Origin of the sequence: Roseovarius sp. (genome assembly GCF_040223625.1) — a bacterium.
Lineage (GTDB): Bacteria > Pseudomonadota > Alphaproteobacteria > Rhodobacterales > Rhodobacteraceae > Roseovarius.
In genome coordinates, this window is the sequence record NZ_JAVKFX010000016.1 from 42,503 (window position 1) to 67,406 (window position 24,904).

23 protein-coding genes are annotated in these 24,904 nt (G+C 66.9%); 9 read left to right on the plus strand and 14 right to left on the minus strand.

Annotated features, from left to right (window positions below; translation table 11 throughout):
* Positions 1 to 41: 41 nt before the first annotated feature.
* From phnY to RLN94_RS04500, 3 genes are read right to left on the minus strand one after another with little or no spacing between them, the layout of a single operon-like run.
* Positions 42 to 1,490: a phosphonoacetaldehyde dehydrogenase gene (gene phnY, locus RLN94_RS04490; protein WP_350123204.1), complete on the minus strand. Its 1,449-nt coding sequence runs from the start codon at positions 1,488 to 1,490 to the stop codon at positions 42 to 44.
* 11 nt (positions 1,491 to 1,501) lie between these two features.
* Positions 1,502 to 2,746 (minus strand): phosphonoacetate hydrolase, encoded by a 1,245-nt coding sequence (gene phnA / locus RLN94_RS04495; protein ID WP_350123201.1) that lies wholly within the window; start codon positions 2,744 to 2,746, stop codon positions 1,502 to 1,504.
* A gap of 18 nt (positions 2,747 to 2,764) precedes the next feature.
* A complete protein-coding gene (locus tag RLN94_RS04500) occupies positions 2,765 to 3,943 on the minus strand; it encodes a 2-aminoethylphosphonate--pyruvate transaminase (RefSeq protein WP_350123198.1) in 1,179 nt (392 codons plus the stop codon).
* Positions 3,944 to 4,042: 99 nt separating this feature from the next.
* On the opposite strand from RLN94_RS04500, the gene RLN94_RS04505 reads away from it, so the two are divergent.
* Both RLN94_RS04505 and RLN94_RS04510 read left to right on the plus strand, forming a co-directional pair.
* Complete coding sequence (locus tag RLN94_RS04505) at positions 4,043 to 4,903, plus strand: LysR substrate-binding domain-containing protein (protein WP_350123195.1); 861 nt, start codon at positions 4,043 to 4,045, stop codon at positions 4,901 to 4,903.
* 485 nt (positions 4,904 to 5,388) lie between these two features.
* Entirely contained in the window at positions 5,389 to 5,607 is a 219-nt protein-coding gene (locus tag RLN94_RS04510; RefSeq protein ID WP_350123192.1) for a hypothetical protein, read from the plus strand.
* Between the two features lie 4 nt (positions 5,608 to 5,611).
* Here RLN94_RS04510 and RLN94_RS04515 read toward each other — a convergent pair whose 3' ends face one another.
* From RLN94_RS04515 to RLN94_RS04535, 5 genes are all read right to left on the minus strand, one after another.
* Positions 5,612 to 5,962, minus strand: coding sequence for a hypothetical protein (locus tag RLN94_RS04515; protein WP_350123189.1), 351 nt, complete (start codon positions 5,960 to 5,962; stop codon positions 5,612 to 5,614).
* 166 nt (positions 5,963 to 6,128) lie between these two features.
* Positions 6,129 to 6,380, minus strand: a complete 252-nt coding sequence (locus RLN94_RS04520) for a DUF6525 family protein (RefSeq protein ID WP_350123186.1) — start codon at positions 6,378 to 6,380, stop codon at positions 6,129 to 6,131.
* Positions 6,377 to 7,012 (minus strand): DUF1826 domain-containing protein, encoded by a 636-nt coding sequence (locus RLN94_RS04525; RefSeq protein WP_350123183.1) that lies wholly within the window; start codon positions 7,010 to 7,012, stop codon positions 6,377 to 6,379. The genes RLN94_RS04520 and RLN94_RS04525 overlap by 4 nt, the downstream gene beginning before the upstream one ends.
* Positions 7,009 to 8,217 carry a GTP-binding protein gene (locus RLN94_RS04530; protein ID WP_350123180.1) on the minus strand — a complete coding sequence of 403 codons (1,209 nt, stop codon included), beginning with the start codon at positions 8,215 to 8,217 and terminating at the stop codon, positions 7,009 to 7,011. Before RLN94_RS04530 ends, RLN94_RS04525 begins: the two co-directional genes overlap by 4 nt.
* A gap of 152 nt (positions 8,218 to 8,369) precedes the next feature.
* A complete protein-coding gene (locus RLN94_RS04535; RefSeq protein ID WP_350123177.1) occupies positions 8,370 to 9,449 on the minus strand; it encodes a metal ABC transporter solute-binding protein, Zn/Mn family in 1,080 nt (359 codons plus the stop codon).
* 56 nt (positions 9,450 to 9,505) lie between these two features.
* On the opposite strand from RLN94_RS04535, the gene RLN94_RS04540 reads away from it, so the two are divergent.
* The 3 genes from RLN94_RS04540 to RLN94_RS04550 are packed head-to-tail and all read left to right on the plus strand — an operon-like array spanning position 9,506 to position 11,597.
* On the plus strand, positions 9,506 to 10,024 hold the full coding sequence (locus RLN94_RS04540) for a transcriptional repressor (protein ID WP_350123174.1): 519 nt from the start codon (positions 9,506 to 9,508) through the stop codon (positions 10,022 to 10,024).
* Positions 10,021 to 10,803 carry an ATP-binding cassette domain-containing protein gene (locus tag RLN94_RS04545; protein WP_350123171.1) on the plus strand — a complete coding sequence of 261 codons (783 nt, stop codon included), beginning with the start codon at positions 10,021 to 10,023 and terminating at the stop codon, positions 10,801 to 10,803. Before RLN94_RS04540 ends, RLN94_RS04545 begins: the two co-directional genes overlap by 4 nt.
* Positions 10,803 to 11,597 carry a metal ABC transporter permease gene (locus RLN94_RS04550; protein ID WP_350123167.1) on the plus strand — a complete coding sequence of 265 codons (795 nt, stop codon included), beginning with the start codon at positions 10,803 to 10,805 and terminating at the stop codon, positions 11,595 to 11,597. Before RLN94_RS04545 ends, RLN94_RS04550 begins: the two co-directional genes overlap by 1 nt.
* A gap of 91 nt (positions 11,598 to 11,688) precedes the next feature.
* On the opposite strand, the gene RLN94_RS04555 is transcribed toward RLN94_RS04550, so the two are convergent.
* Positions 11,689 to 14,175 carry an adenosylcobalamin-dependent ribonucleoside-diphosphate reductase gene (locus tag RLN94_RS04555; protein WP_350123330.1) on the minus strand — a complete coding sequence of 829 codons (2,487 nt, stop codon included), beginning with the start codon at positions 14,173 to 14,175 and terminating at the stop codon, positions 11,689 to 11,691.
* A gap of 94 nt (positions 14,176 to 14,269) precedes the next feature.
* Here RLN94_RS04555 and RLN94_RS04560 point away from each other — a divergent pair, with 94 nt between their 5' ends.
* From RLN94_RS04560 to RLN94_RS04570, 3 genes are all read left to right on the plus strand, one after another.
* Positions 14,270 to 14,698, plus strand: coding sequence for a DUF1489 family protein (locus RLN94_RS04560; protein ID WP_350123164.1), 429 nt, complete (start codon positions 14,270 to 14,272; stop codon positions 14,696 to 14,698).
* 500 nt (positions 14,699 to 15,198) lie between these two features.
* Entirely contained in the window at positions 15,199 to 15,789 is a 591-nt protein-coding gene (locus tag RLN94_RS04565) for an outer membrane protein (RefSeq protein ID WP_350123161.1), read from the plus strand.
* Positions 15,790 to 16,100: 311 nt separating this feature from the next.
* Positions 16,101 to 16,688 (plus strand): outer membrane protein, encoded by a 588-nt coding sequence (locus tag RLN94_RS04570; protein ID WP_350123158.1) that lies wholly within the window; start codon positions 16,101 to 16,103, stop codon positions 16,686 to 16,688.
* A 97-nt stretch (positions 16,689 to 16,785) separates the two neighbouring features.
* Here the strand turns inward: RLN94_RS04570 and hisG are convergent, their stop codons facing one another.
* Genes hisG through hisS form a run of 3 tightly spaced genes read right to left on the minus strand, consistent with a single transcriptional unit; the run spans position 16,786 to position 20,050 of the window.
* On the minus strand, positions 16,786 to 17,481 hold the full coding sequence (hisG, locus tag RLN94_RS04575) for an ATP phosphoribosyltransferase (RefSeq protein ID WP_350123155.1): 696 nt from the start codon (positions 17,479 to 17,481) through the stop codon (positions 16,786 to 16,788).
* A complete protein-coding gene (locus RLN94_RS04580) occupies positions 17,478 to 18,563 on the minus strand; it encodes an ATP phosphoribosyltransferase regulatory subunit (RefSeq protein ID WP_350123152.1) in 1,086 nt (361 codons plus the stop codon). The genes hisG and RLN94_RS04580 overlap by 4 nt, the downstream gene beginning before the upstream one ends.
* Positions 18,560 to 20,050, minus strand: coding sequence for a histidine--tRNA ligase (gene hisS / locus RLN94_RS04585; protein ID WP_350123149.1), 1,491 nt, complete (start codon positions 20,048 to 20,050; stop codon positions 18,560 to 18,562). Before hisS ends, RLN94_RS04580 begins: the two co-directional genes overlap by 4 nt.
* 112 nt (positions 20,051 to 20,162) lie before the next feature.
* Here hisS and RLN94_RS04590 point away from each other — a divergent pair, with 112 nt between their 5' ends.
* Positions 20,163 to 20,357: a SlyX family protein gene (locus RLN94_RS04590; protein WP_350123146.1), complete on the plus strand. Its 195-nt coding sequence runs from the start codon at positions 20,163 to 20,165 to the stop codon at positions 20,355 to 20,357.
* A 12-nt stretch (positions 20,358 to 20,369) separates the two neighbouring features.
* On the opposite strand, the gene RLN94_RS04595 is transcribed toward RLN94_RS04590, so the two are convergent.
* Positions 20,370 to 21,119, minus strand: a complete 750-nt coding sequence (locus RLN94_RS04595; RefSeq protein WP_350123143.1) for a hypothetical protein — start codon at positions 21,117 to 21,119, stop codon at positions 20,370 to 20,372.
* 112 nt (positions 21,120 to 21,231) lie between these two features.
* Positions 21,232 to 24,726 carry a DNA polymerase III subunit alpha gene (gene dnaE / locus RLN94_RS04600; protein WP_350123140.1) on the minus strand — a complete coding sequence of 1,165 codons (3,495 nt, stop codon included), beginning with the start codon at positions 24,724 to 24,726 and terminating at the stop codon, positions 21,232 to 21,234.
* Between the last annotated feature and the right edge of the window lie 178 nt (positions 24,727 to 24,904).

Consider the following 24,904-nt stretch of genomic DNA (forward strand, 5'->3'; position numbering starts at 1 on the left):
GAGGGAGGGCGGCCCCTTTCAACACGCAACGTGGGGCGCCGTCACCCCGGCCATGGCAACGAGTAGGTCTTCACGTTGGTGAAGAATTTCATTGCCTCGATCACGCCTTCCTTGACGCCGTTGCCCGAGTCCTTGATGCCGCCAAAGGGCGACATCTCGATCCGGTAGCCGGGCTGCTCCCATATGTTGCAGGTGCCGACATCCAGCCCGTTGATATAGGCGATGGCCCGATTGAGGTCGTTGGTGCAGACCCCCGAGGACAGGCCGAAGGGCGTGGCGTTGGAGATACGCATCACGTCGGCATCGTCATCGGGTACGCGGACAATGGGGATGATCGGGCCGAAGGTCTCTTCCATCACCAGTTCGCTGTCATGCGGCACGCGGTCGACGACGATGGGCGGCAGCAGCGCCCCGTCGCGGCCGGGATGGTACAGGATCTCGGCGCCCGCATTCCCGGCCGCGTGGACGCGCGACTCGAAAAGTTCGGCCGCCTGTGCGTGGATCACGCAGCCGAGCTGCGTTTCGGGGTCCTGCGGGTCGCCGAAGCGGATGGCCTTGGCCTTTTCCAGCACCAGTGGCACGAAGGCGTCGGCCACGCTCTCCTGCACGAGGATGCGCTTGATGGCGGTGCAGCGCTGGCCGGAATTGCCCGTCGCCCCGGCGACCGCGATGGTCGCGGCCTTCTCGAGATCCGCCTCGGTCAGGTCGTTGCACACGATCAGCGGGTCATTCCCGCCAAGCTCCAGCGCCGTCTGCCTGTAGCCTGCTTTCGACGCGATCATCTTGCCCACCGGCACGCCGCCGGTGAAGGTGATGATGTCGATATTGTCGTTGGTGATCATCTCGTCGCCGATGTCACCCGGCCAGCCGGTGACCACCTGGAACATCTCGGGCGGCAGCCCGGCATCGTAGAGGATATCCGCCAGCGTCAGCGCCGTCAGCGGCGTCAGCTCGGTCGGTTTGCAGACCATGCAGTTGTTGGTCGCGATCGACGGCGCGATCTTGTGGCTGACCATGTTGAGGGGATGGTTGAAGGGCGTGATCGCGGAGATCGCCCGGACCGGTTTGCGCATGGTGAAGATCTTGCGCGCCTTGCCGTTATGGGTGAGGTCGCAGGAGAAGATTTCCCCGTCATCCTTCAGCGCCTCGGCGGCGGCGAACTGGTAGACATCCTGCGCGCGTTTCGTCTCGTAGATGGCGTGCTGGTGGCAGATGCCCAGCTCCAGAACCAGCCATTTGGCAAGGTACTCGCGCCGTTCGCCGATCAGCTCCCCTGCCCTCTGCAGGATCTGGCTGCGCTCGTAGCGGGTGAGCTTCGGCGTGTAGCCGGCGGCGATCTCGAAGGCGCGGCGGGCGTGTTCGGCGGTGCCGGCGGGCACGGTACCGACGACCTCGTCGGTGTAGGGATAGCGCACCTCGACCACGTGATCGGTGAACACGGTCTCTCCGCCGATCCGCATGCCTTCGTGGCGGATATCTGCCTTGGTCATCACCTGATCCTTCATAGCGCGGCCGCCATGGTTGCATAGTAGAAGGCGTCGAAATTGCGAAGCTCGGGCGCTTCGGGCAGGTCGAGCCGGCGGTTGACGATGAACGGCACCTCCTGCTCGGTCAGCCCGCCATGGCTGCGCAGGGGTTCCTTCAGCGCGGCAAGGTCGTGGCGGTCGGCGGAGGTGCCGATGGTCATGTTTTCCCCCGACACTATGACGATATCGCCGATGCGGTCGGCGGGCAGCTCGTATCGGCGCACGGCCTCGGCCCGGTCGACAACCTCGATAATGCCGTCGGTGGCCCGCAATCTCGCCATGATATCGGCGACATCCGCGCCGTCGGGCAGATAGGCCGTTGCGAAGCTGCCGAGCGCGCCGTGATGCACCACGTATGGGTCGGTGATCGGCAGAATGACCCGCGCCGCGCCCTGCCCCAGCCACGCGTCCATCAGGTCCTGCACGTAGACCACGTTGGGACGGCTTTGCGCGTCATGCTTGGGCTTCATGCCGTGATCGGCGGTCAGGACGACGGCGGCGCCCAAAGCATCCAGCTCGCCAAGGTAACGGTCGACCATGGCGTTGAACTGCAACGCGCCCTCCTCGTCCGGGGCGAACTTGTGCTGGATGAAATCGGTGGTCGACAGGTACATGACATCCGGTTTCCATTCCTTCAGGAGCTTCACACCCGCGGCGAAGACGAACTCGCTCAGCTCTGCGGAATAGACCTCCGGCACCGCGCGGCCCAGCCACGCGCTGGCGTTGTCGATGCCATGCTCGGACTTGGCGGTCGTGTCGGATTTCTCGGAAGAAAACGCGATCGCCCGGTCCTCGTCGAAGCGCAGCCCGGCCCCCAGCAGCGCGCGCAGCTTGTCCTTGGCGGTGATCACCGCCACCCGCGCGCCGCTCTCGTAGAATTGCGAGAACAGCGTCGGCGCCCGCAGGAAGCGGACATCGTTCATCATCACCTCCTCGCCGGTGTCCGGATCATAGAGGAAATTCCCGCAGATCCCATGAACCGAGGGCGGCCGGCCCGTCGCGATGGAGAGGTTGTTGGGATTGGTGAAGGACGGGATGACCGAATGCGCGCGACGCTCGGTCCCCTCCTCGCGGATGCGCTTTAGGTTGGGCATCAGCCCCTTGTCGATGGCGACATCGAGATAGGCCGGCTCGCAACCGTCGAGGCAGATCGCCACGGCCGGAACCTTCGGCATGGCATAGGCCCGGTCGTTCGCGGTGATCGGGGTTTGCAGGGTCATCTCGGAATATCCTTACTGTCAGGCGGCAAGCTTCGCACGCTCTTGTAACGCTTCTTCGGGCGGCGCGGCAGAGGTCACGCCCATCTCTGTCAGCGCCTCCTTCGCGGCCACGACGACCCGGCGCATCACGTCTTCGTCCATCTGCCCGATGCAGCCGATGCGGAAACTGTCGACGACCGTCAGCTTGCCCGGGTAGATGATGAACCCCCTCCGCTTCATCAGGTCGTAGAACCGGTCGAAGGCGAACCGCGGGTTGGCGGGACAAAAGAAGGTGACGATGATCGGGCTCAGCCACCGGGCCTCGAGCAGGGTCTCGAAGCCGAGGTCTCGCATGCCGGCCACCATCACGTCGCGGTTGCGGGCGTAGCGCGCGCCGCGGCCCGCCACGCCGCCCTCGGCCTCATGCGCGCGCAAGGCTTCGAGGAAGGCGGCGACGGCATGGGTGGGCGGGGTGAACCGCCACTGGCCGGTCTTTTCCATATGGGCCCATTGGGCGTGAAGGTCGAGGCTGAGGGAGGTGGAGCGGCCTGCCGCAGTCTTCAGCGCCTCCCGCCGGGCCAGCACGAAACCGAAGCCCGGCACGCCCTCGATGCACTTGTTGGCGGAGGAGACCAGCGCCTCGTAGGGAACTGTTTCGGGCGGCAGGTCGATGGCGCCGAAGGCCGACATGCTGTCAATGAGCAACCGGCGGCCGGCCGCGGCAACCGCTTCGGCAATTTCCTCGACCGGGTTCAGGATGCCGCTGGAGGTTTCGCAATGTACGGCGACGACATGGGTGATTGCCTGATCGCGGGCCAGGATCTCCGCCACCTCCGCGCCGCGTGGCGGCAGGTAGTCGCCCTTGTCCAGCACCTCGACGTCGCGGCCCAGGTAGCGCAGCACCTCGGCCGACCGCTTGCCATAGGCACCGTTTGCCAACACCAGCGCCTTGCCGTTGCGTGGCACGAAGGTTCCCAGCATGGCCTCGACCGCGAATGTGCCCGACCCTTGCATCGGCACGCACTCGAAGGCCTCGCCGCCCCTGCCGAACATCGCCACCAGCCGCTCTCTCATCTCGGCGGTCATGGCGCGAAAGTCGCCGTCCCAGCTTCCCCAGTCGCGCAGCATGGCCTGTTTGACGGCGGCAGAGGTGGTCAGCGGCCCCGGGGTCAGCAGGTAGGGCTCTCCCATCAGGGGCGGTTCGATACGGGGGGTCATGCGCGTCGGTCCCGGTCCGGATTGCCTGGCACAGGCTTGCCGTATCCGGGTCCATATGTAAAATTGGTAATGGATATGCATCCATAGGCGGAACTTATAGTGCGGTATGCCCAGATAAAGGCGTTCCATCATGTGGCCCTGCTTGGCGGCTTCTCCCGTGCGGCAGAGGCGCTGAGCCTGACCCAGCCCGCCATCTCGGAACAGGTGCGCAAGCTTGAACAGTCGCATGATACGCTGTTGTTCCACCGCGACCGGCGCCAGGTGCGCCTGACCGAGGCAGGGGAGGCGCTTCTGCGCCTGACCCGCCCCTATTTCGAGGCCGAGGCCCAGATCAACGAGCACCTGTCGCAATCCGGCGCGGCGGTGGCGGGCGAGCTGCGCGTTATCGCGGATGCGGCCCACCATGTGACCGGCCTGCTGCGCGAACTTCGCACGAAACATCCACAGATCATGGTCTCGCTGCGCGGTGGCAACACGGGCGAGATCCTGGACGAACTGCGCGCCTACAGGGCCGAGATCGGTGTCGTGGGCGATATCGCCCCGGGTCCGGAATTCGACACGGTCCCGCTTGGCGGCGCGGAGATCATCGCGTTTGCCCCGCCCGACCTGCTGCCGCCCGGTGCGAGCGCCCTGCCACTGTCTTACCTGATGCAACGTCCTCTGGTCCTGCGCGAGACCGGCTCGAAAACCCGCCAGAAGGTCGAGGAAGAGGCGGCACGGCAGGGCCTGCGGATGACGCCCGGTATCGTCGCAGAGGGGCGCGAGGCCGTGCGGGAGCTGGTGGCCTCGGGGGCCGGGGTGGGGTTCGTCTCGCGGGCGGAGCTGGGGGCAGATGACCGGGTGAGGGCCGTCTCGATCGAAGGGGCGAAGCTGCGCATGGACGAGACGCTGGTCTGCCTCTCTCAACGGCGGGACCTGCGCCTGATCCGAACTGTCATGGATCTTGCGCGACGCGGCTGAACCTCGCCGCATGAAAGCGAACTACCCGACATGCATACACGCATGACGATAATTTGTGGCATGTTTCGGGAAGGCGCATCACGCAATGACCTTTGCCCCGCCCTATTCCTGCTTGGTTTTCGGGCCAGCTTGGACCCCGGCCATGACGAGTGAATTTGTTTGGAGGGTACCCGCGCGGGCTTCGATCAAGGGGACTACCGCACCAACGCAGTCAGGACCGCCGGCTTGCCTCGGCGGTCCGTCGTGAAAAGGCTGCTTGGTGTCATGTAATCGTCGAATGATCCAGCCCTATGGCTGAGCGCATTTCGGGGCGGCTGTCGTGCGGGCAAGGCACGGTCAGCGGCCCCGAGTGTTTTCCCGCATGCCGACGCTGTACCCGCATCCCGATTTACCTGACGCGCTGGACCGGCCCGTGACTTGCACGCGCCCGTGCGACGTGACAAGATTCCGTCGGGAAAGAACAAGAAATGTCCGGGAGGCCCGAGATGACTCCAACCCGCCAAAAGCGTCGCGTTCAGGTAATCTGTGCGGCGCTGCTGCATATCCCGATTGTCGCGATCGCCGCCTATGCCTTGGCGAACGACATCGGCGACCATGTCGGCATACTGGCTGTCGGGCTCGTGGCAACGGTCGCTGCCACGGTCATGATCGTCCCGTATATCGGACGGGTCATCGACGGCGGGTCTGTTCCGGCCGCGAACTGATGGATCAAAGAAACAGGTAGAGGATCCACGCCAGCAGCGCGGCCTTCGCGACGGCAAGGATGACGACCATCCCCCGGTTCTCGGGCGCGCGGACGGCGTCGAACAGCCGCGCGGACAAAGACAGATTCTCGTCCCCGAACAACGTCATCTCGATATTGCTCAGAACACGCGGCGGCGGTGTCACGCCCGTTTGGTCGTCGGTTTCGTAGAAGGCCACGAAGCGCTCGTTCCAGAGCCGGAAGGCATCGCGCATCTCCGCATCCCCTTCGAGATCGCGGCGCACACGCTCCTGCTCGGCCGTGTCCAGCAGGCCGAGGGCAAGTTCGCCCGTCAATGCGATCTTCTCGGTGGTCAAGGGTGCGGCCCTTCAGTTGCGGCAATGGCCAGGTGGCCCGGATACCGGAGCCCAGAATGTACCATCCCGCGCATTTACGCAATGTGACGTTGATTTCAATGCCGCAGATGATCAAAAGAGCGTCAGGCGCGCAGGCCGTCGAACATGGTCAAGCGGGGTATCCCGGTCAGACCGGTTCCTGTCGGTCCTTGCGCATGGCCCTGCGCTCCGCCCGGTCCAGCCGGGCGAGCACGTCGGCGGCGCTGGCCCCCTCCGCCTCGGCCGCGCGCCAGATCCGGCGGCAGGACGCGGGAGACCATGGCAGCGCAGCCCGGGACAACCATTGACGAAGGAAGGCGGGCAGCCTGTCATATTCCCCCATCGGATCCCCGGCGCGCCGTCGCCGGCGCACCCGGGTTGCGCCGAGATTGGTCTTCACGCGGCATCCTCCGGGTCGGCCACCGGGTCGAGCACCAGAACCAGCCGGGTCTCGCCCGTCCCCTCGACCGGGGGCGAGCGGTGCAGGAGCTCGCTGGTCCCGCGGGCCGGCCAGAGCTTGCCGCGCAGCAACAGCGGCGCGCCGGTCGGGGCATTGAAAACCTCCCGCGGCACGTCACCCCCCTGCCCGGCCCCGTACTCGGTGCCCGTTCCGCGGTAGGTGCAGATCAGCCGGACGGTCACCGCATCGACATGGAAGCGGCCGCAGGCATTGCCGCTCACCCGGTCGAGGCGCAGGCGCAGGTAGGGCGCGCCCGACAGGGCCGCGAAGATATCGGCCAGCGCCGCGATGTCGTCGACCAGCATGTCGCGTTCCGGCCCGGGCGGCGTGCCGGCCCCGTGGCAGAGCGATGCTACGGCGTTACGCACCGCAGCCGGGCGCAAGACGACGCGGGCCGATGGCAGGTGATCCGGATGCAGACCGTCGAGCCATTGCTGGAACGTCGGCAGAGGTGTGCGGTGCCAGAGGGCCGCCGCCACGCCGGCCTGCCAGATGGCATCGAGGTCTTCGGGCCGTCGGACAATCTCGAGCCCGGCAACCGCCTGTTCCGTGATGGTCTGAACCAGGGTCATGCTGCCTCCGATCGACGCCATTGCGGGAACGGATCAGGCAGGTCGGGCAGCGCATCGGGGCCCGGCGCGCGCTCTTCCGGCACCAGCACCGATTCCAGCGTCGCCTTCAGCGCGGGCCAGTCGATCCCGGCGCCGATGAAGACGATCTCCTGCCGCCGGTCCCCCCAGGGTTCCTGCCAGTGGTTCGCCAGGTAGCTTTGCGCCTGCGGGTGATCGGGCCAGCGTTCCTTCGGCACCGAGGCCCACCACGTGCCCAGCGGCGCGACGGTCGACAGGCTGCCCGCAAGCGAGAACTCGGCCACCCACTCGGGCCGCGTGGAAATCCAGAAATGCCCCTTGGCCCGGATCACCCCCGGCAGCGGCCCGTTGAGCACGTCATGGATCCCCTGCGGATCGAACGGCCGCCGGGCCCGGAAGACGTAGGAGGTGACCCCGTATTCCTCGGTCTCGGGCACGTGGTCGGCGAAGCCATAGAGCTCCTTGGCCCACATCGGGTGCTCGTGCGCTTTCTCGAAATCGAAGAGGCCGGTATCGAGGATCTCGCCGGCCGGCACGTTCGCGTGGTTCGTCTCGATGATGCGCGCATCGGCATTCAGGCTGCGGATGATCTTTCGGGCCGCGTCGGCCTTCTCCGGCCCGGCATCGGCCACCTTGTTGAGGATCACCACGTCGGCAAACTCGATCTGGTCGGTCAGCAGGTGCACGAGGGTGCGCTCGTCGGCCTCGCCCATGGTCTCGCCCCGGTCGCGGAGGAAATCGTGGCTGGCGTAATCGTTGAGCAGGTTCACCGCGTCGACCACCGTGACCATCGTGTCCAGCCGGGCGACGTCGGACAGGCTGTCGCCGTATTCGTCGCGGAAGTCGAAGGTCGCGGCCACGGGCAGCGGCTCGGAAATGCCGGTGGATTCGATGAGCAGGTAGTCGAACCGCCCGGCGGCGGCGAGGCGGCGCACCTCGTCGAGCAGGTCGTCGCGCAGGGTGCAGCAGATGCAGCCGTTCGACATCTCCACGAGCGTCTCGTCGGTGCGCGACAGCTCGGTATCGGCGCGCACGAGATCGGCGTCGATGTTCACCTCGGACATGTCGTTGACGATCACGGCAACGCGCCGCCCCTCGCGGTTGTTGAGCACCCGGTTCAGAAGCGTCGTCTTGCCGGCGCCGAGGAAGCCGGAAAGCACGGTCACGGGAAGTCTTGAATCGGTCATGGCATGGGATCCTCTTGCTGGGGCGGCTCCCGGCGGGGCGCCGCCATATTGGATGTTATCACATTACACTTACCGGCCCGAAAAAACGCGCCTCCCCTTTGGGCCGGCGCGCAGGGCGGGCCGCGACGAGGCGGTCCGCCCGTAGGCCGGTCTCAGCCGGCCTGAAGGCAATCCGCCAGCGACCCGGCAAGGTTCCGAAGCAGTTGCGGGTACAGGTCCGTCCCCGGCTCCAGGTCCGACCCCAGCGGATCGAGCACGCCGGTCTGGGCCTCGGACCCTTCCATTACCGCAGCCACGACACCGGGGCTGAATTGCGGCTCGGACAGCACGCAGGTGACCTGCTGTTCCTGCATCCGCCCCTGGATCTCGGCAATGCGCGCGGGGCTCGGGTCGGTCGCGTCGGAGAGCGAAATCGCGCCCGAGGCCGGGAAGCCGAAGCTGTTCTCGAAATACTGGTAGGCATCGTGGAAGACGATGAAGTTCTCGCCCTGCACAGGTTCGAGAATCCCCTCGATCTCCTGCGACAGCGCCGCAAGTTCCTCGCGCCCCGCGGCGGCGTTGGCGGCGTAGGCCTCGGCATTCTCGGGATCGGCGGCCGAGAGGCTGTCGGCGATGACGGTCAGCCAGGCGGAGGCGTTCTCGGGCGAGAGCCACATATGCGGGTCGGTGCCGCCGTGATCGTGGCCGTGGTCATGATCGTGGTCGTGGCCCTCGGCGTGCTCCTCGTGGTCGTGCCCTTCGCCTTCGCCCTCCGCATGATCCTCGTGGTCGTGATCATGTGCCTCTTCATGATCGTGGTCGTGGTCATGTGCCTCTTCGTGATCATGGTCATGCGACTCTTCGTGGTCGCCGTGATCATGGGAATGCGCTTCGAACAGGGCGCTTTCGCGGGTCGGAAGCGTGGTGGTCGCGTCCAGATCGGACAGCGTCACGATCTCGGCCCCGCCGGCCAGCGTCTCGATCGAATCGCCGAGCCACGGTGTCAGGCTCGGCCCCACCCAGAACACCAGCGCCGCGTCCTGAAGCGCCTGGGCCTCGGAGGGGCGAAGGCTGTATTCATGCGGGCTGGCGCCGGGGGCGACGATCAGGTTCGGCTCCCCCACCCCGGCCATGACGCGCGCCACCAGCGAGTGCACCGGCGCGATATCCGCCGCGACCCCGGGCGTGTCGGCCATGGCCGTTCCGGCCAGCAGCGTAGCAGTCAGCGATAGCGGGAGAAGGTTTCTGGACATCCGGGGCTCCATGTGATTTTATAACATCGATGACCCGATACATGATATAAGATAACATGACAAGCCCCGGACACCCCAAGGCCGATCCCGCCACCGAACCGGTGGGTTTCGCCGCGCATGACCACGGCCGCTGCGTTGCCACGGGCATTGCGGCGGCGGAAGCACGCTGTTCCGAGCAGGGCCTGCAATTCACGCCCGTGCGCCGCAAGGCGCTGGAAATCCTGCTGCAGGAACACCGCGCGCTGGGCGCCTATGACGTGCTCGACCGGCTGCGCAACGCGGGTTTCGGCTCGCAGCCGCCGGTCGCCTATCGCGCGCTCGACTTCCTCGTCGCCAACGGGTTGGCGCACAAGATCGAACGTCTTAACGCTTTCATCGCCTGCGCGCATCCCGGCACCCGCCACTCGCCGGCCTTCATGATCTGCCGGCTGTGCGATTCGGTGGCCGAGGCGCACGCGACGCCGACACGGGGCGCGCTGGGCCAGGCAGCCCGTGAAGCCGGGTTCCGGATCGAGCGCACGGTGGTCGAGGCGGAAGGCGTCTGCCCGTCCTGCGCGGAAAAGGCCGACGCATGAGCCTGATATCGCTTCGCGGATTAAGCGTTCGTTACGGCGCAGTCACGGTGTTGCGCGACGTGTCGATGGAGGTTGCGCCGGGCGAGATCGTCACGGTGGTGGGGCCCAACGGGTCGGGCAAGACCAGCCTGCTGCGGGCGATCATCGGCGCGGTGGCGCCGGCGCGGGGCGAGGTGGTTCACAAGCCCGGCCTGCGCATCGGCTATGTGCCGCAGAGGCTGCATATCGACCCGACCCTGCCGATGACGGTGGAACGGTTCCTGCGCCTGCCCGGCGGCATTGCGAAAGGCGCCTGTGCCGAGGCGCTCGAGACGGCCGGGGTGCCGGACCTCGCCAAGCGCCAGATGTCCGGCCTGTCGGGCGGGCAGTTCCAGCGGGTGCTGCTGGCCCGGGCGATGATCAACCGGCCCGACGTGATCCTGCTCGACGAGGCGACGCAGGGGCTGGACCAGCCCGGCTCTGCCGCCTTCTATCGCCGGATCGAGGAGGTGCGGCGCGAGACCGGCTGTGCCGTGCTGATGATCAGCCACGAGCTGCACGTGGTGATGAGCGCCTCGGATCGGGTTGTCTGTCTCAACGGGCATGTCTGCTGCGAAGGCACGCCCGAGAAGGTCTCGTCCGCGCCCGAGTATCGCGCGCTCTTCGGCAGCGGCACCGGCGGGGCGCTGGCCCTTTACCGGCACGATCACGACCACGCCCATGACGGGGCCTGCGACCACGACCACGGGCAGGGTCACGGGCATGATCACGGGCACGACCATACGGAGGCCGCCGAGTGATGCTCGACGATTTCATGATGCGCGCCACCCTCGCCGGCCTTGGCGTCGCCTGTGCCGCCGCGCCGTTGGGCAGTTTCGTCGTCTGGCGGCGCATGGCCTATTTCGGCGATGCCACGGCCCATGCCGCCGTTCTTGGCGTGGCCCTTTCGCTGGCGCTTCAGATTTCAGTCTTCACGGGCGCGATGGCGGTGGCGCTGGCCATGGCGCTGACCGTCACGCTGCTGACCGGCCGCGGCTATGCGATGGACACGCTGCTGGGGGTCCTGGCGCATTCGGCCCTGGCGTTCGGGCTTGTCGCGGTGTCCTTCCTGTCGGGCATCCGGATCGACCTGATGGCCTATCTCTTCGGCGACATCCTGGCGGTGTCTCGCACCGACCTCGCGGTCATCTGGGGCGGTGCGGCGGTGGTGGTCGGGCTGATCGGCTGGCGCTGGTCGGGCTTGCTGACCGCGACGCTGAACGAGGATCTCGCCCATGCCAGCGGCATCGACCCCAAGCGCGAGAAGCTGATCCTGACGCTGGCGCTGGCGATTACCGTCGCCGTGGCGATCAAGGTGGTCGGCGTCCTGCTCATCGCGGCGATGCTGATCATCCCGGCCGCCGCCGCGCGGCCGCTGTCGCGCACGCCGGAAGGCATGGCGCTCACCGCCGCCGTCATCGGCGCCGCCTCGGCGGTCATCGGGCTGCGGGCCGCCTATATGCTCGACACGCCGGCCGGGCCGTCCATCGTCTGCATTGCGGCGATGTGCTTCGCCGTGACCAGCCTTGCCAGCGGCGTTTGGCGCAACGGCTAGGGCGCGCGGGCGGGGCGGTACGGGCTCGTTGGCCTGAAGGCCGGCACCATTTCGGGCCGGTTGGCTCAGCTCACGCCGCAGCCCCGCGGGCTCAGCCGCACTTGGAATGGCCGCAATTCATGCAGGTCATGCAGCCTTCGACCATGCGCATGTCGTATTGTCCGCAGGCCGGGCAGGCCGGGCCGCGTTTGCCGGGCAGGTTGACGACCTCGGCCGTGGGGTCGGTCTTGAGGCCGAGGCCTTCGCCCTCGAGGAAGCCGATCTGGATCATGTGGCGTTCCAGCACCCCGCCGATGGCGGCGAGGATCGAGGGGATGTACTTGCCGTTCATCCAGGCCCCGCCGCGGGGGTCGAAGACGGCTTTCAATTCCTCCACCACGAAGGACACGTCGCCGCCGCGCCGGAACACGGCCGAGATCATCCGGGTGAGCGCCACGGTCCAGGCGAAATGCTCCATGTTCTTGGAGTTGATGAACACCTCGAAGGGTCGGCGGTGGCCGTTCAGGATGATGTCGTTGACGGTGACGTAGATCGCGTGGTTGCTGTCGGGCCATTTCAGCTTGTAGGTGGCGCCGTCGAGCTCCGCCGGGCGGTCGAGCGGTTCGGACATGTAGACCACGTCGCCATGGGGCTGAAGCGGTTCGGCATCAGAAGATGCCAAGACTTCAGGCGCTTGATCACCAAGGATTGTCGCTGTGGTGACCTCTAGGGCTTGTGCAATCTTGGCAATGTTGTCGACCGAGGGCGATTTCTCGTTCTTCACGAGCTGCTGCACGTAGTTTGGTCCAAGGCCAGCCTTCACGGACAGCGCCCGCAGGCTCAGTCCGTTCTTCTTGGCCAATTCGACAATCCTGTTCCCGACGTCACCCGTCGTTGAACTTTTCTCACTGACGCTCAGGACCGAGCCCGTCACCTCGTTCGGGCGGTAGGTGGTGCAGCCCTTGCAGCCGGTCTCGTAGGCCTGCATGTAGACGTTCTTGAAGGCCTCGAAGCTGATATCCTCGGGCACGTTGATGGTCTTGGAAATCGAGGAATCCACCCATTTCTGGGCCGCGGCCTGCATCCGCACGTGATCCTCGGGGGCGAGCATCTGGGCGTTGACGAAATGGTCGGGCAGATCGGCATCGCCGAACTTCTCGCGCCACATCTGCACGGCGTAATCCTCGACCCCTTCCTCGGTGCGGGAGCCGTCCTTCTGCAGCACCTTGCGGGTGTAGGAATAGGCGAAGACCGGCTCGATGCCCGACGAGACATTGCCGGCGTAGAGGCTGATCGTGCCGGTGGGCGCGACGGAGGTCAGCAGGGCGTTGCGGATGCCGTGTTCGGCCACGGCGGCGCGCACGTCCGCGTCCATCGCCTGCATGGTGCCGCTGGCGAGGAAGGCGTCGGCGTCGAAGAGGGGGAAGGCGCCCTTCTCTTTCGCAAGCTCCACCGAGGCGAGATAGGCGGCGCGGGCGATGCGGTGCATCCAGCGTTCGGTCTGTTCCGCGGCCTCCTCGGAGCCGTAGCGCATGCCCTTCATCAGCAGCGCATCGGCGAGGCCGGTGACGCCGAGGCCGATGCGGCGCTTGGCCTGCGCCTCCTGCCGCTGTTGTTCCAGCGGGAAGTTCGAGACGTCGACCACGTCGTCCATCATGCGGATGGCGGTGGCGACAAGGGTGTCGAGTTCGGCCTCATCCACATGGGCCGTGTCCTCGAACGGCTCGCGCACCAGACGGGCCAGGTTGATCGAGCCCAGCAGGCAGGCGCCGTAGGGCGGCAGGGGCTGTTCGCCGCAGGGGTTGGTGGCCGAGATCGTCTCGCAATAGGCGAGGTTGTTGGCCTGGTTGATGCGGTCGATGAAGATCACGCCCGGCTCGGCGAAATCATAGGTGGCCTGCATGATCCGGTTCCACAGGTCGCGGGCCTGGATGGTGTGGTAGACCTTGCCGCCGAAGGTCAGCTCCCACGGGCCGTCGGCCTTGACCGCTTCCATGAAGGCATCGGTCACCAGCACCGAGAGGTTGAACATGCGCAGGCGGGAGGCGTCGGCCTTGGCGGCGACGAAATCCTCGATATCGGGGTGGTCGCAGCGCATGGTGGCCATCATCGCGCCGCGGCGGGAGCCGGCGGACATGATGGTGCGGCACATGGCGTCCCACACGTCCATGAAGGACAAAGGCCCGCTGGCATCGGCGGCGACGCCCTTCACCTCGGCGCCGCGGGGGCGGATGGTGGAGAAATCATAGCCGATCCCGCCGCCCTGCTGCATGGTGAGCGCGGCCTCGCGCAGGGCGTTGAAGATGCCGTCGAGATTGTCGGGGATGGTGCCCATGACGAAGCAGTTGAAGAGCGTTACCTGCCGCGCGGTGCCGGCGCCGGCGGTGATGCGGCCGGCGGGGAGGAAGCGGAAATCCTCGAGCGCGTGGAAGAACGGGTCCTCCCAGGCCTCCGGCTCGGCCTCGTTCTGGGCCAGCGCGCGGGCCACGCGGCGCCAGGTATCCTCGACCGTGCGGTCGCGGACCGTGCCGTCGCCATCCTTCAGGCGGTACTTCATGTCCCAGATGGACTCGGCGATGGGGGCGGCAAAGCGGGTCATGTGCGGCAGGTCCTGGTTCGTGGAGACATCCACAATACCTTGAAGCCGTCCGGATTTCCACTACCGTATCTGGCCCAAAGGACGATTCTTTCACATGGCCAAACTGCATCTCATAAAACTCAGCGTCGGCTCGAAAAACGTCGAGAGCATGGCGGATTGGCAGGCCCTGCGCCGGGCACAGACCGAGGACGGGCTGCCGCGGCATGTCACGCGGATGTGGCCGCGGCGGGCCGACGAGGTGCTCGAGGGCGGGTCGCTTTACTGGGTGATCCAGGGGCTGGTGCAGTGCCGGCAGCGGATCGTCCGGTTCGACGAGGTGACCGGGCAGGATGGCATCCGGCGCTGTGCAATCGTGCTGGACCCCGAGATCGTGCGGACCACCACGGCGCAGAAGCGGCCGTTCCAGGGCTGGAGATACCTGCAGCCGGGCGATGCGCCGGCCGATCTGCCGGCCTCGCGGCGGGACGAGGAGGCGCTGCCGGCGGACCTGTCGGCGGCCCTGGCGGATATCGGGGTTTTGTGACGCGACAGGGCGATTTCCGGAAACGGCACGCGAATCAGGGTTAACGCGTTGATTTCGCGGCAGGAGGCCGTGTCGGTATCACGTCGGTATAACGTCGGTATTTTGTCGGTGTTCGGGACGGTGGCCGGCCGGGTTAACGCCCCGCGCGGTGGTGTTGCGCCGCGACAGGCGTCGATGGCCCGGACGCCCAAGAGGCGGCGGCGGCGCGCCCGCGCGGGTGCTGCATCGCTGCAACAGTCCGCTCATGACGCTAGGTCATCGGCGCAAACCGGCCCAAGTCACTGACATGCCGGCCAGTTTCTGCTTCTTTACCCCACCGCACCGTGCGCCCCGATCACGAATATCTGATTATCGCGGCACCCCCCTTGTCACGCCGCCGCAGGCGTATATGTGCGCCCAACACCCAAAAGATCGGGCGATGTCCCGACGGGGTGTCCGGTGCCGCGCGGCGGACCGGAGGAGCAGAAAGAGAATGGTCGTCAGACCAAAGGAGACCAGACATGAAGAGAACGCTTACCGTGCTTGCGGCAACCTCCGCCCTCGTCGCCGGCCCCGCGCTGGCCGGGAGCATGACGCCCGCCCCGCAGGAGCAGCCCGTCATTGCGCCGGTGGCACCGCCGGCCCCCGCAGGCCCCGACTGGACCGGCTTCTACGGCGGTGGCCAGATCGGTTACGCGAATGTTGACACCAACGTGCCCGGCCTCGACGGGGACGACGTGATCGGTGGTCTGACGTTCGGTTACGATTACGACCTCGGCAACTGGGTTGTGGGTGCCGGCATGGACTATGACTTCGCCGATATCTCGCTGGCCCCCGGCAACGATCTCGAGCGGGTCTACCGCGTCAAGGCGCGCGCCGGCTACAAGGTGGGTCAAGGCCTGCTCTACGGCACCGGCGGCTACGCCAACGCCGACGTGAGCAACGTGGGCGACGACGACGGCTATTTCGTCGGCGCAGGCTACGAGCACATGGTCAGCCAGAACGTGTCGGTTGGTGGTGAAGTGCTCTATCACGAGTTCGACAACTTCCAATCGACCGGCACCGACGTCGAAGCGACGACGGTTCAGCTTCGCGGCACGTTCCGCTTCTGATCCGACCAAGTCTTTCGATCGGAATTACGGCCCGGGCTTTCCCAAGCCCGGGCCGTTCATTTTTCAACACCGCCGCGTGTTTTCTCGGCGGCTTCTTGCTCAAAACTGCCTGTTATCCCGGGTTTGAGGGACTTTAGGTCACATGAGAGCAACACTTGCAAAACGACAAGAGATTTTGGCCCTTCTGTCGTTGAGTGTCGGGGCATCTCGCCTAGATACTGCGTCGTAGCACCCGGCACTTTCGGGCCAAATCTGATAATGCACAAATGGTTCGTGAGCGAACACGCGGACCGAAACGTGAGGACAAGAATATGAAGCACGCGCTTTCCCTGTTTGTGGCCGCCACTCTGACCGCTACGGGCCCCGCGCTGGCAGGCAGCCTGGCGGATCCTGTCGTCGATGCACCGGTCACGGTGCCGGCCCCGGCGAAACCGGCCATCCCCAACTGGACCGGTTTCTACCTCGGTAGCGAAATCGGCTACCTCAACATGGACACCAACTTTGCCGGCATCGACGGTGACGATCCCATCGCGGGTTTCACCGCCGGTTACGACTATGATTTCGGCAACTTCGTGCTGGGTACCGCGGTCGACTATGACTGGACCAGCCTGAACCTGACCCCGGCCGTGCAGGCCGAGAACATCCTGCGCGTCAAGGTGCGGGGCGGTGTGAAGATGGGCCGCGGCCTGGCCTATGCCACCGGCGGCTACACCAACCTCGACACCAATATCGCGGGTGACGTGGACGGGTATTTCGTCGGCGGCGGCTACGACTACATGGTCGGCGACCACCTGACCGTGGGTGGCGAACTGCTGTACCACGATTACGACGACTTCACCGGTACGCCGGTGGGCGCCGAGGCCACCACGCTGGCCGTGCGGACCGTCTTCAAGTTCTGATCTGTCGGAACATCGAAATCGAAGGCCCGGATGAGCGATCATCCGGGCCTTTCTCGTTCTGCGGTGCGGGGGCCCCTGCCCCCGTTTCCTGCCCGGCTCAGTCGGCGCCGAGCCTGGCGATGAGCTGTTTCAGGGTCTGGCGGTCGGCCGTGCCCATGTCGACCCCGCGGGCGCGGAACAGCGTGGCCTGGCTGCGCAGGATCAGCCCGTCTTCCAGCGTCTTGAGGTGGTTGGCGCGCAGGGTGTCGCCTGATGAGGTGATGTCGGCAATGGCCTCGGCGGTTTCGTTCTTGACGGTGCCCTCGGTCGCGCCCTGGCTGTCGACGAGCTGGTAGTCGGCGACGCCGTTCTCGCGCAGGAAGTCGCGGACGAGGCGGTGATACTTGGTGGCGATGCGCAGGCGGAAGCCGTGTTTCGCACGGAAGGCGGCGGCGACGGCGTCGAGATCGTCGAGCGCGCCCACATCGACCCAGACCCGCGGCACGGCGAGGACGAGGTCGGCATGGCCGAAGCCCAGCTCGGCCAGCTCCTCGACCCGGTGATCCCACCGGCCCAGCTTTTCCCGGACGAGATCGGTACCGGTGACGCCGAGATGGATGCGGCCGGCGGCGAGTTCGCGGGGGATTTCGCCCGCCGAGAGCAGGACGAGTTCGACATTGTCGATGCCGTCGACGAAGCCCGCATATTCCCGGTCGGAGCCCGCCCGGCCCAGTGCGACGCCACGGGCGCCGAACCATTCGAAGGTCTTCTCCATCAGCCGGCCCTTGGAGGGCACGCCCAGCTTCACGCTCATGCCGCACCCCCCAGCGAGATGACGAGGCCGGGGCGGATGACGCCGCCGACCGCCGGGATTTCCGCGCCGCCGCCCAGTTGGCGGGTCAGCGCGTCGTAGCGCCCGCCGGTGGCGACCGGGGGCAGGTCGGGCCGGCGCTCGGCGTAGAAGCCGAAGACGAAGCCGTCGTAATATTCCATTTGCGTGCGGCCGTAGCTGGCCTCGAAATCGAGCGCGGTGACGTCGATGCCGGCGTCGCCCAGCGCGTCGAGGCGGCGGGCCAGCCGGTCGATGGCGGGCGCGATGGCGGGCATGTCGACGGCGATGTCGCGAAGCTGTTCCAGCGCGTTGTCGGAGGTTTCGCGCACGGCGAGGATGGCGTCGAGCAGCGCCACCTCGTTTTCCGACAGGGGCGCGGCGGCGGCATCCTCGCGCAGGGTGTCGATGCGGCTGCGGATCTCGGCGGCGCTGCGCAGGCCGATCATCGGTGCGGCATGGGCCATCGGGTCGGTGGCGGCCAGCAGGGCGGCGCGGCTTTCGGGCACGCGGGCGCGGCCGGCGTAGCGGTCGATGAGTGCGCGGAAGCGCTTGGGGCGCCAGATGTGACGGCGGAGCGCGGCCTTGCGGCGTTCGGGCGTGCGGAGGCCCTCGACGGCGGCCATGAGGATGCCGATATCGCCGGTGGCGGCGCGGAGGTTCAGAGGGGCCAGCACCTTGTGGAAGAGGGCGAAGACGCGGGCGTCGGCGGCCTCGGGGTTGGCGCGGTCGAAGACTTCGAACCCGGCCTGGATGTATTCGTTGGCGCGGTCGGGGTCGTGTTCCTGGCGGCGGAAGACCTCGCCCGCGTAGGTGTAGCAGGCGGGGTCGGCGCCGTGGGCCATGTGCATCTGCACGACCGGCACGGTGAAGTCGGGGCGCAGCATCTGCTCGCCCCGAAGCGCGTCGGAGGTGACGTAGGCGCGGGCGCGGATATCCTCGCCATAGAGGTCGAGGAGGAGGTCGGCGGGCTGGAGGATGGCGGTTTCCACCGGGTCCGCCCCTGCCGCCTCGAACAGGCCGCGCAGGCGCATCGCCTCGGCCCGGATCGCGGCGCGGTTGGTCATCCGCCCTGCCCGTCCAGGATCTCGCGGACCTTGGCGACCATCTGGTCGCGCGGCACCTCGAACTGGCTGGGCCGTTCCTTCCATTCCTCGAGCGTGGCGTTCTCGGCGATCTTGGCGCCAAGGACCAGGTCCTTGATCTGGACGATGCCCTTCTCCTTCTCGTCGCCGCCCTCGATGATGGCGACGGGGGAGTTGCGCTTGTCGGCGTATTTGAGCTGGTTGCCGAAGTTCTTGGGGTTGCCGAGATAGACCTCGGCGCGGATGCCGGCCTGGCGGAGTTCGCCGACCATGGCCTGGTAGTCGGCCATGCGGTCGCGGTCCATCACGGTGACGACGACGGGGCCGGTGGCGGCGGTGCCGATGCGGCCTTTCTCGCGCAGGGCGGCGAGCAGGCGGTCGACGCCGATGGAGATGCCGGTGGCGGGGACGGCCTGGCCGGTGAAGCGCTTGACGAGGTCGTCGTAGCGCCCGCCGCCGGCGACCGAGCCGAACTGGCGCTTGCGGCCCGTCTCGTCGAGGATGTCGAAGGTGAGCTCGGCCTCGAAGACGGGGCCGGTGTAGTAGCCGAGGCCACGCACGACGGAGGGGTCGATGACGATGCGGTCGGGGCCGTAGCCTTGCGCGGCGAGGAGGTCGGCGATCTGTTCGAGCTCGGCGATGCCCTCCTGCCCCATGGGGCTGTCGCCCACGGCGCGGCGGAGGTTGGCGAAGGTTTCGCCCGTGTCGGCGGCCTTGGAGGTGAGGAAGGTCAGCACCGGGCCAGCCTGTTCATCGGTGAGGCCGACCCCATCAATATAAGCGCCCGACGCATCCAGCCGCCCCTTGCCAAGCAATTCGCGCACGCCCGCTTCGCCGACCTTGTCGAACTTGTCGATGGTGCGCATGACGGCGGCGCTGCGCTCTGCGTCGTCGGCGAGCCCCATGCTTTCCAGCACGCCGTTCAGAACCTTCCGGTTGTTCACACGGATCAGGTAATCCCCGCGCGGGATGCCCACCTCTTCCAGCGTGTCGGCGAGCATGGCGCAGATCTCGGCGTCGGCGGCCATGCTGGCGGTGCCGACGGTGTCGGCGTCGCATTGGTAGAACTGGCGGTAGCGGCCCGGGCCGGGTTTCTCGTTGCGCCAGACCGGGCCCATCGCGAAGCGGCGGTAGGGGGTGGGCAGGTCGTTGCGGTGCTGGGCGTAGACGCGGGCCAAGGGCGCGGTGAGGTCATAGCGCAGGGCGAGCCAGTCGCCCTTGCCGTCCTCGTCCGCCTCCTGCCAGGCGAAGACGCCCTCGTTGGGGCGGTCGACATCGGGGAGGAACTTGCCCAAAGCCTCGACCGTCTCGACGGCGCTCGATTCCAGCGCGTCGAAGCCGTAGCGATGGTAGACCGCGGCGATCTTCTGCAGCATCTCTGCGCGTTCGCTCACTTCCGCGCCGAAATAGTCGCGGAACCCCTTGGGGGTTTCGGCCTTGGGGCGGGGCTGTTTCTTGGTCTTGGCCATCTTGCGGGTCCTTGCCGGTGCCATTCGCCGCGCGGTCTAGCCGAAGGGGCGTGAAGGGGCAAGCGGCAGGCGCGCGCTTGACCGGTCCGGCCGGCCCGCCTAGATGCCTTTCATGGAAAAGCTCGAAGAACACATCGCCCACCTTGCCCGCGTCGTCGACGACCTGTCCGACGTGGTGGCCCGGCAGGAGACCGAGATCGGCCAGCTCAAGCGGCGGGTGGCCCTGCTGTTGCAGCGGGAGGCGGAGCGGGAGAGCCTGAGCTCCGCGGCCGAGGTGATCGGCGACGAGCGGCCGCCGCATTACTGAGGCGGCGCGGCGTCAGAGGCCGGTCTTGCGGTCCTGTGCCACGAGGTCGCCGCCGTGGAGCAGCAGGTTCATCCACTGGGCATTGCCGCCGAAGCGTTCGTAGACGCTGACGAAGACCGTGTCCTTCGCCATCTGGCCGATCCGGCTGCCGCAGGGTTTGCGGCGGGGCTTGTTGCAGACCCGGCGCTTGAGCTTTTCATAGGCCTTGTCGGTGTCGGAATAGGGCTGCACCTCGGCCGGCAGGCCGTAGCGGAGCTGTTCGTGCATCTCGACCGAGCCGAAGACGGCCATGGCGGCGGTGAACTGCCGGGCGCAGCCATCGTCGAAGCCGGTGATGTAGAAGGTGTGTGGCTCGGTGCTGCCCGGCGCGCTGTCGTAGAGTTGGTAGCGGGGGCGGCGTTCGGGATACTGGGCGGACCGCTGGCCCAGGCTGGCCGTGTCGACGCCGCAGATCGTGGCGACGCGGCCGTAAGGCAGGCTTGTGCCGAAGGCGATCTCGCTTTTCGAGGCGTCGGCGGCGGGCAGAGAGGCCTCGGTCACGGTGGCGCCGGACGGGGCCGCCCCCTCCTCTTCGGGCGGGGCGGTGGCGGCGCGGTTGCCGCCGAAGAGGCCGGCGAGGAAGCCGGTGCCGGAATTCTGGGCCATCGACATGGCGGGGGCGTCCGGATCCACGCTCTCGTCGGCGAGGCGCGGCACCCCGGCCATCTCGGCCCCGCAAGAGGCCGTGAGCGTGAGAACCAGACATGCCGCAGCGATACGCATCCGGGGTGACCCCTCCCATTCCAACGGATCGCGCAGAGCTTATCCGAGGCCATACGCCGCCGTCCAGCCCGGGGGCAATGCTGCGACAATTCAGGCACTTGCCCGCGTGTGTTCAGATTTCCTCGACCATGGCGACGCCCGGCAGGGAGCGCAGCGCGCCCTTGATCTGGGGCGAGACCGGGTAGTCGCGCCCGGCGGAGATTTCCACCTCGCCCGGCAGGGCCTGGTCGAGGAGGCAGAAATAGATCGGCCCGCGCCCGCCCTTGGCGTCGGCGGATTTTTCCAGAACGGTGGCGACGGAGGGCACCGCGCCCGCATCCTCGACGAAGATGCGCAGGCCCGAGGCCCCGGCATCGGCGACGACGCTGTCGGCGGGCTGGATGACGCGGGCCAGCAGCTTGAGCTGGTCCTCCTCCATCGTCGCCTCGACGGTCAGGACGACCATCGAGCCGGTCTCGAGGTGATCGCGGGAGGCTTCGAGCGTGTCGGAGAAGACCGTGACCTCGTAGCTGCCGGTGGTGTCGGAGAGCTGCACGAAGGCGAAGCGGTTGCCCCGGGCCGAGCGGCGTTCCTGCCGACCGGCGACGACGCCGGCCATCTTGACCACGGCGGCGCCGCGGCGGGCGTGTTCGGTGACCTCTTCCAGCGTCTTGACGTCCTTGCGCTTGAGCGGCGCGGCGTAGTCGTCGAGCGGGTGGCCGGAGAGGTAGAAGCCCACCGCCTGGAACTCCTCGGTCAGGCGTTCGGCGGGCAGCCAGTCTTCGACCGGGGAGAGGCGCGGTTCGGGCAAGTCGTCGCCCGCCTCGCCGAACAGCGAGACCTGATTGGAGTTCTTCTGTTCGTGGATCGCGGCGGAGTAGTTCATCAGCCGTTCGACATTGTCGAAGACGCGGCGGCGGTTGCGGTCGAGCTCGTCGAAGGCGCCGGCGCGGGCGAGCATTTCGAGCGGGCGTTTGCCAATGCGCTTGAGATCGGCGCGGCGGGCGAAGTCGAAGAGGGTGACGAAGGGTTTCTCTCCCCTGCCCTCGACGATCAGGCGCATGGCGTCGACGCCCACGTTCTTGAGCGCGCCCAGCGCGTAGTGGAGCGCGCCGTCCCTGACCATGAAGGTGGCGTTGGAGCGGTTCACGCAGGGCGGCACGTAGGGCAGCGCGAGGGCGTGCTTGACCTCCTCGAAATAGGTGGCGAGCTTGTCGGTGAGGTGGATGTCGCAGTTCATGACGCCGGCCATGAACTCGACCGGGTGGTTGGCCTTGAGCCATGCGGTCTGGTAGCTGACCACGGCATAGGCGGCGGCGTGGGACTTGTTGAAGCCGTAGTTCGCGAACTTGTCGAGCAGGTTCCAGACCTCGAGCGCCTTGTCGTCGTCGACGCCGTTTTCCTTGGCCCCGGCGATGAACTTGGGCCGCTCGGCATCCATCGCCTCCTGGATCTTCTTGCCCATGGCGCGGCGGAGCAGGTCGGCACCGCCGAGGGAGTAGCCGGCCATCTCCTGCGCGATCTGCATCACCTGTTCCTGGTAGACGATGATGCCCTGGGTCTCGTCGAGGATGTGGTCGACCGAGGGGTGCAGGTTGTCGCGCTTGGAGAGGCCGTTCTTGACCTCGCAGTATTTCGGGATGTTCTCCATCGGGCCCGGGCGGTAGAGGGCGACGAGGGCCACGATATCCTCGATGCAGGTGGGCTTCATCCGCTTGAGCGCGTCCATCATGCCCGAACTTTCCACCTGGAACACGGCGACGGTCTTGGCGCGGGCGTAGAGCTCGTAGGTTTTCGGGTCGTCGAGGGGGATCTGGCCGATATCGTTCTCGGCGCCGTCGAAGGGTTCGTAGATGGTGCTGCCATCGGCGGCGATGTGCAGGTCGCGGCCCGAGGCGTGGATCTGTTCGATGGCGTTCTGGACGACGGTGAGGGTTTTCAGGCCGAGGAAGTCGAACTTCACGAGGCCCGCCTGCTCGACCCATTTCATGTTGAACTGGGTCGCGGGCATGTCGGAGCGCGGGTCCTGGTAGAGGGGGACCAGCTCATCCAGCGGGCGGTCGCCGATCACCACGCCGGCGGCGTGGGTGGAGGCGTTGCGGAGGAGGCCCTCGACCTGCATGCCGTATTTCAGGAGGCGGTCGACCACCTCCTCGGAGCGGGCCTCTTCCCGAAGGCGGTCTTCCTGTTGCAGGGCCTTCTCGATCGAGACGGGTTTGACGCCCTCGACGGGGATCATCTTGGAGAGGCGGTCGACCTGGCCGTAGGGCATTTGCAGGACGCGGCCGATGTCGCGGACGGCGGCCTTGGACAGGAGCGCGCCGAAGGTGATGATCTGGCCCACCTTGTCGCGGCCGTATTTGCGCTGGACATACTGGATCACCTCCTCGCGGCGGTCCATGCAGAAGTCGATGTCAAAGTCGGGCATGGAGACCCGCTCGGGGTTGAGGAACCGCTCAAAAAGCAGCGAGTAGCGCAGCGGATCGAGGTCGGTGATAGTGAGCGCGTAGGCCACGAGGGAGCCCGCGCCCGAGCCGCGGCCGGGGCCGACGGGGATGTCGTGGTCTTTCGCCCATTTGATGAAGTCGGCCACGATCAGGAAGTAGCCGGGGAAGCCCATGCCCTCGATGATGCCGAGCTCGAACTCGAGGCGTTTCTCGTACTCCTCGACCGGGGCGGCGTGGGGGATGACGGCGAGGCGGGCCTCGAGCCCTTCCTTGGCCTGACGGCGGAGCTCGTCGACCTCGTCATCGGCGAAGCGGGGCAGGATCGGGTCGCGCCGGTAGGCGCCGAAGGCGCAGCGCTTGGCGATCTCGACGGTGTTCTCGATGGCCTCGGGCAGATCGGCGAAGAGGGTGGCCATTTCCTGCGGCGATTTGAAATAGTGCTGGGCGGTCAGGCGGCGGCGGGGTTGCGACTGGTCGACATAGGCGCCTTCGGCGACGCAGATCATGGCGTCGTGGGCCTCGTACATCTTTTCCTGCGGGAAATAGACGTCGTTGGTGGCGACGAGGGGGATCTCCATGGTGTAGGCCATCTCGACGAAGCCCTGCTCGGTCAGCCGTTCGTTTTCGGGCGCGCCCGTCTCGCCGGGGTGGCGTTGCAGCTCGACATAGAGGCGGTCGCCGAAGGCCTTGTGCAGGTCGCGCATGAGCGTCTCCGCCGCCGGGCGCTGGCCCGCCTGCAGGAGGCGGCCGACCGGGCCGTCGGGGCCGCCGGAGAGGCAGATGACGGCCTCGGAATGGCGCTGCAACTCCTCCATCGTCACGTGCGGCAGTTGCCCGTCGCCGCGCAGGTAGAGGCAGGAGTTGAGCTTCATCAGGTTTTCGTAGCCGCGTTCGGTCTGGGCCAGCAGGACCACGGGCGCCGGGGGCTTGTGGCGTTCGCCCGGTGCAGGCGTCACGTATTGCAGGTCGACCTGGCAGCCCATGATGGGCTGGATACCCGCGCCTTGCGCCGTGACGGAGAATTCCAGCGCCGCGAACATGTTGTTGGTGTCGGTCACCGCCACCGCCGGCATGTCGGCCGCCTCGCACAGGCCCGGCAGCTTCTTCAGCCGCACGGCGCCTTCGAGGAGGGAGTATTCGGTATGGACGCGGAGGTGGATGAATCGGGGGGCGCTGCTCATGGGGGCGAGCTTACGGCAGGCGACGGGGGGGTGGAAATACCCGATTGTCGCATGACCCGGCGGCAAGGCCATGCCGGGCGGCGGGGTGCAGACCACCCGTGGCCCTGCCCCGAGATTGGGCGAACCCATTGCCATATCCGGTCAGAAACACTTCCTCCGATTCCAAGGCAATCGGGGT

Bases quoted from the DNA above. Each gene is read 5' to 3' on its own strand.
- phnY (WP_350123204.1), bottom strand. From the start codon at position 1,490: ATGACCAAGGCAGATATCCGCCACGAAGGCATGCGGATCGGCGGAGAG.
- phnA (WP_350123201.1), bottom strand. From the start codon at position 2,746: ATGACCCTGCAAACCCCGATCACCGCGAACGACCGGGCCTATGCCATG.
- RLN94_RS04500 (WP_350123198.1), bottom strand. From the start codon at position 3,943: ATGACCCCCCGTATCGAACCGCCCCTGATGGGAGAGCCCTACCTGCTG.
- RLN94_RS04510 (WP_350123192.1), top strand. From the start codon at position 5,389: ATGACTCCAACCCGCCAAAAGCGTCGCGTTCAGGTAATCTGTGCGGCG.
- RLN94_RS04525 (WP_350123183.1), bottom strand. From the start codon at position 7,012: ATGACCCTGGTTCAGACCATCACGGAACAGGCGGTTGCCGGGCTCGAG.
- RLN94_RS04530 (WP_350123180.1), bottom strand. From the start codon at position 8,217: ATGACCGATTCAAGACTTCCCGTGACCGTGCTTTCCGGCTTCCTCGGC.
- RLN94_RS04535 (WP_350123177.1), bottom strand. From the start codon at position 9,449: ATGTCCAGAAACCTTCTCCCGCTATCGCTGACTGCTACGCTGCTGGCC.
- RLN94_RS04540 (WP_350123174.1), top strand. From the start codon at position 9,506: ATGACAAGCCCCGGACACCCCAAGGCCGATCCCGCCACCGAACCGGTG.
- RLN94_RS04545 (WP_350123171.1), top strand. From the start codon at position 10,021: ATGAGCCTGATATCGCTTCGCGGATTAAGCGTTCGTTACGGCGCAGTC.
- RLN94_RS04550 (WP_350123167.1), top strand. From the start codon at position 10,803: ATGCTCGACGATTTCATGATGCGCGCCACCCTCGCCGGCCTTGGCGTC.
- RLN94_RS04555 (WP_350123330.1), bottom strand. From the start codon at position 14,175: ATGACCCGCTTTGCCGCCCCCATCGCCGAGTCCATCTGGGACATGAAG.
- RLN94_RS04560 (WP_350123164.1), top strand. From the start codon at position 14,270: ATGGCCAAACTGCATCTCATAAAACTCAGCGTCGGCTCGAAAAACGTC.
- RLN94_RS04565 (WP_350123161.1), top strand. From the start codon at position 15,199: ATGAAGAGAACGCTTACCGTGCTTGCGGCAACCTCCGCCCTCGTCGCC.
- RLN94_RS04570 (WP_350123158.1), top strand. From the start codon at position 16,101: ATGAAGCACGCGCTTTCCCTGTTTGTGGCCGCCACTCTGACCGCTACG.
- hisG (WP_350123155.1), bottom strand. From the start codon at position 17,481: ATGAGCGTGAAGCTGGGCGTGCCCTCCAAGGGCCGGCTGATGGAGAAG.
- RLN94_RS04580 (WP_350123152.1), bottom strand. From the start codon at position 18,563: ATGACCAACCGCGCCGCGATCCGGGCCGAGGCGATGCGCCTGCGCGGC.
- hisS (WP_350123149.1), bottom strand. From the start codon at position 20,050: ATGGCCAAGACCAAGAAACAGCCCCGCCCCAAGGCCGAAACCCCCAAG.
- RLN94_RS04590 (WP_350123146.1), top strand. From the start codon at position 20,163: ATGGAAAAGCTCGAAGAACACATCGCCCACCTTGCCCGCGTCGTCGAC.
- RLN94_RS04595 (WP_350123143.1), bottom strand. From the start codon at position 21,119: ATGCGTATCGCTGCGGCATGTCTGGTTCTCACGCTCACGGCCTCTTGC.
- dnaE (WP_350123140.1), bottom strand. From the start codon at position 24,726: ATGAGCAGCGCCCCCCGATTCATCCACCTCCGCGTCCATACCGAATAC.